We start from the raw sequence: 3,278 nt of genomic DNA, 5'->3' as shown, positions 1-3,278 counted from the left end.
CGGACGGTCGGCCGTTGCCCGAACGGTCGGCGCTGCGCGACCGGATCGCCACCGTGCGCAAGGAGCACGGGGTCGCGACCGGCACCGACGACGTGTGGACCGTGGCCAGTTTCGGACCGAGCGTGCACACCCAGAACGGCCTCGGTGTGCTGAGGACGGACGTGGCCAAGCAGGCGAGGGAGCTCGATTCCTACGTCGACCTGCTGGGCGACACGCTCGGCGATCTCGGTGTCAACACCGGCGCCACCGGTTCGTTCCTCCGCATCCAGCGCGGTCTTCGGGAGCTGTACACCGAGGTGAACTCCTGGTACCGGCAGTCGGCGCCCGGACCGGTTGACCGCGCCCGGTTCGTCCGGCTGCACAGTCGGTACCGGGGGCTCTCGGAAGCGTTCGCCTCCCGGTACGGGGACTTCGAACTACTGGACTCCGCCGCCGGTTCCGACACCGGGCACGAGCTGGTGCGCGAGACCGATGGCGTGTTCGGGATGGTGGTCGCGCGCAACGACGTCCGGGGCAAGCGGGTGTCGGCGATCCAGCCGGCGAACGCGTTCGACGCGGCGGTCCGGCCGGTCACCGTGGCCGACCTGCGGCTGTTCGACCGCGCACTGGACGGCGGGAACTTCATGTGGCGCACCGACAGGGCGCCGCTGTTCCGGACGGACGGCCGGGGCGATGCGGTCCGGCGGATCGGGATGACCCCGTGGAACGACGAGTCACCGCCCACGTTGGACGAGTACCAGTGGAGGTTCATGCGCACGTTCATGGTCTCCTCCTCCCGCAGCAAGGCGTTCGCGTTCCACTTCGCGCGGCGGCACGGCCACGACCGGGTGTGGAAGATCGACGCCCCGGGCGGGATCGACCTGGCGGCGTCGTTGGGCCGCCAGGCCGCCGTCGACCAGCAGGAGGTGGTCCATCCCGGTGGGATCCGCCCCGAGTTCCTCGAAGGGCACTGGCTGCTGCACCCCGACGGCTCGGACGAGTTCGTCCCCAACCCCGGTTACCAGCCGCAGGACGCGGCGGAACCGCCCGCGGTGCCGTCGGCTCCGGTGGTGCCGCGCGGCGGTGCCTCGGACCGCGCGGTGGGCGTCCGGGGGGTGTCCTACCCGGGGCCGAGCCGACCCGACCTGCTCTCCGAGCGCACGCCGCGCACGGGCCCGTTGCCGCCGGTGGTGCACCGGGGGGAGTTCGAGATCGAGGACGTCGACGGGCGCCCGCACGTCCGCCTCTACACGGTGGTGTCGATGGCGCAGTTTCCGCAGTACGACGCCAAGACCGGGAAGCCGTCGGCGGCGTGGGCGGGTGACGTGCAGCAGCACCCGGAGTCCGGGAAGATCACGGTGCTCACCTCGCAGGTGGGGCGCCCGCTGTCGGTGATCGCCGGGCGTCCGCTGTCGGCGGTGCAGTTGCTCTCGGCGGCGGAAGGCGTGCTGGACCGGTCGGAGCCGTGGCGGCTCGGGGGGAACCCGCCGCTGATCCGGTCCTACCTGGCGCCGCTCGACGTGGTGCGCGAGCTGAGCCTCGCTGCGGCGGCGCGCGAGGACTACCCGCGCCAGTCCGAGGGCCGGGTGGTGAACGTGTGGCCGGGCGCGGGGCCGAACCTGTTCACCGTGCCGCAGGAGAAGCTGCCCGACCTGGTGGAGTCGCTGGCGCCGGGTTCGATGGTCACCTACACCTCCGGGCTCGGGCAGGGCACGCTGCCGCGCGGGGAGTGGGCCGGCTCGGTCGAGCACGTGGACGGGCTGCGCGACCGGCTCGGCGTGCCGCGCACCGACCAGGAGTTGGCGCCGCGCTGGCGGCCGTGGCCGAGGCAGGAGGAGCTGGAGGGCGGCTCCACCTGGCGGGCCCGGCGGGTCGGGCGCGAGCTGCGCCAGCACTACGCCACCTGGCTGGAACTGGTGGCCCCGGAGCGGACGGGCGCGGCCCTCGCCCTGCTCGACGACGACCCGGTCGTCGGGCACCACGAGCGGACCGAGGCGCTGCGGAAGTTCCTGGAGGAGCACGGGCACGGCGGCGACCGGCTGGTGGACTGCGCCGACCACGGGCCCCAGGACTCCTGCGAGCTCGACCGGTTCATGGCGGACGTGGTGCGGCCGTGGGCCGACCAGGCCGCCATCGTCGAGGTCCTCGCCGAGGACCACGGCCGGATGCAGGCCGATCTCGGCATCACCGGCAAGGGCGCGGAGAACGAGTACTCGACCTGGCAGCAGGAGCAGCCGTCGCGGCAGGCGCACCAGCGCGCGGTGGGCGAGCGGATCACCGAGCTGTGGCGCGGCGGTGCGATCCCGCAGCAGATCGTCGGGCAGGTGGACGCCGCGTTCGAGGAGCTCTCCGGCCAGTACGACGAGCCCGTCGGCCCCGCCGACGAGCGCACCCACCGCGAACGGGTGCGCGGCGTGCTCGGGCAGTACCTGGCGCTGGCCGGGAACGAGTCCGACGCGCAGCGGGTCGTCCCGGTCGACGTCGTGGTCAAGGCGATCCTGTTCCGCGGCCTGGCGCGGGAGAACGCCGAGCGCCAGCACAGCGCCCAGTACGCCCAGTACCGCGAGGAACATCCGGACCTGGAACGGCGGGACCAGGACGACTACCACGCGGAGCAGCGGCAGATCCAGCGCGTGGTGGAAGGGGCGCACCGGTCCGGCGTGGCGCCGGGGGACGTGCTGGCCCTCGACCTCGCCCGGCGCCATGCCGGGATCTTCGCCGAAGGCGAGTTGGCCACCGCCCGCGAGCTGATCACCTCCCGCGCGTTCGACTCCTACGTGCCGGCCCCGGGCGGCGCGGAGCGGGCCTTCGAGTCCCTCGTCGCGACGGCGCTGCGGCTGACCGGGCGGGACGCCGACGATCTGGCCTTCGCCGCCGGTCTCCCGGACGAGGTGGTGCGGGACGTGCGGCGGGTCTACGACGAGCTGCGCCAGCTCCACCAGGCCGAGCTCTCCGGGCGGACCAGCGCCGCGCTGCGGTGGAACCCCGGCGGCGGTTCGGAGCCCCGCAACGACGGGTACTTCGAGATCCGGGACGGCCGGATCGCCAGGACGCCCGACGGCAGGCACTGGCAGTACTCCGAGGACGCCCGCGACCTGTTCGCCGAACTGGATGAGCTGTTCGAGTCACCGCAGGCGGTGCGGCAGACCTACGCGCGGGTGTTCCACGGCCGCTGATCGGCGCCGGTGGGGGTTTCCCGCAGCCCGGCCCCCCGGTCGGCCACCGCGGCGGTCGGCCGTCCACGATGGCGGCGAGGCGGTTGTCCCCGGCGACGGGGCCCCACGAGCGACCGAGGTGAT

The 3,278-nt window shown here is 73.7% G+C and carries 1 protein-coding gene; it reads left to right on the top strand.

Annotation, left to right across the window (positions count from 1 at the left end):
• Window positions 1-485 precede the first annotated feature (485 nt).
• The gene (locus ACQP0T_RS24405; RefSeq protein ID WP_433873833.1) at window positions 486-3,155 is read left to right on the top strand and encodes a scabin-related ADP-ribosyltransferase; all 2,670 of its coding nucleotides are present in this window, start codon (window positions 486-488) and stop codon (window positions 3,153-3,155) included.
• Window positions 3,156-3,278: the final 123 nt, after the last annotated feature.

Origin of the sequence: Saccharopolyspora sp. CA-218241, assembly GCF_050954615.1 — a bacterium.
Classification (GTDB): domain Bacteria; phylum Actinomycetota; class Actinomycetes; order Mycobacteriales; family Pseudonocardiaceae; genus Saccharopolyspora; species Saccharopolyspora cebuensis.
This window is presented reverse-complemented; position numbering and strand designations above follow the sequence as displayed.

What these genes read in the sequence shown, in the direction of transcription:
- ACQP0T_RS24405 (WP_433873833.1), top strand. Translation starts at nt 486, where the DNA reads ATGGTGGTCGCGCGCAACGACGTCCGGGGCAAGCGGGTGTCGGCGATC.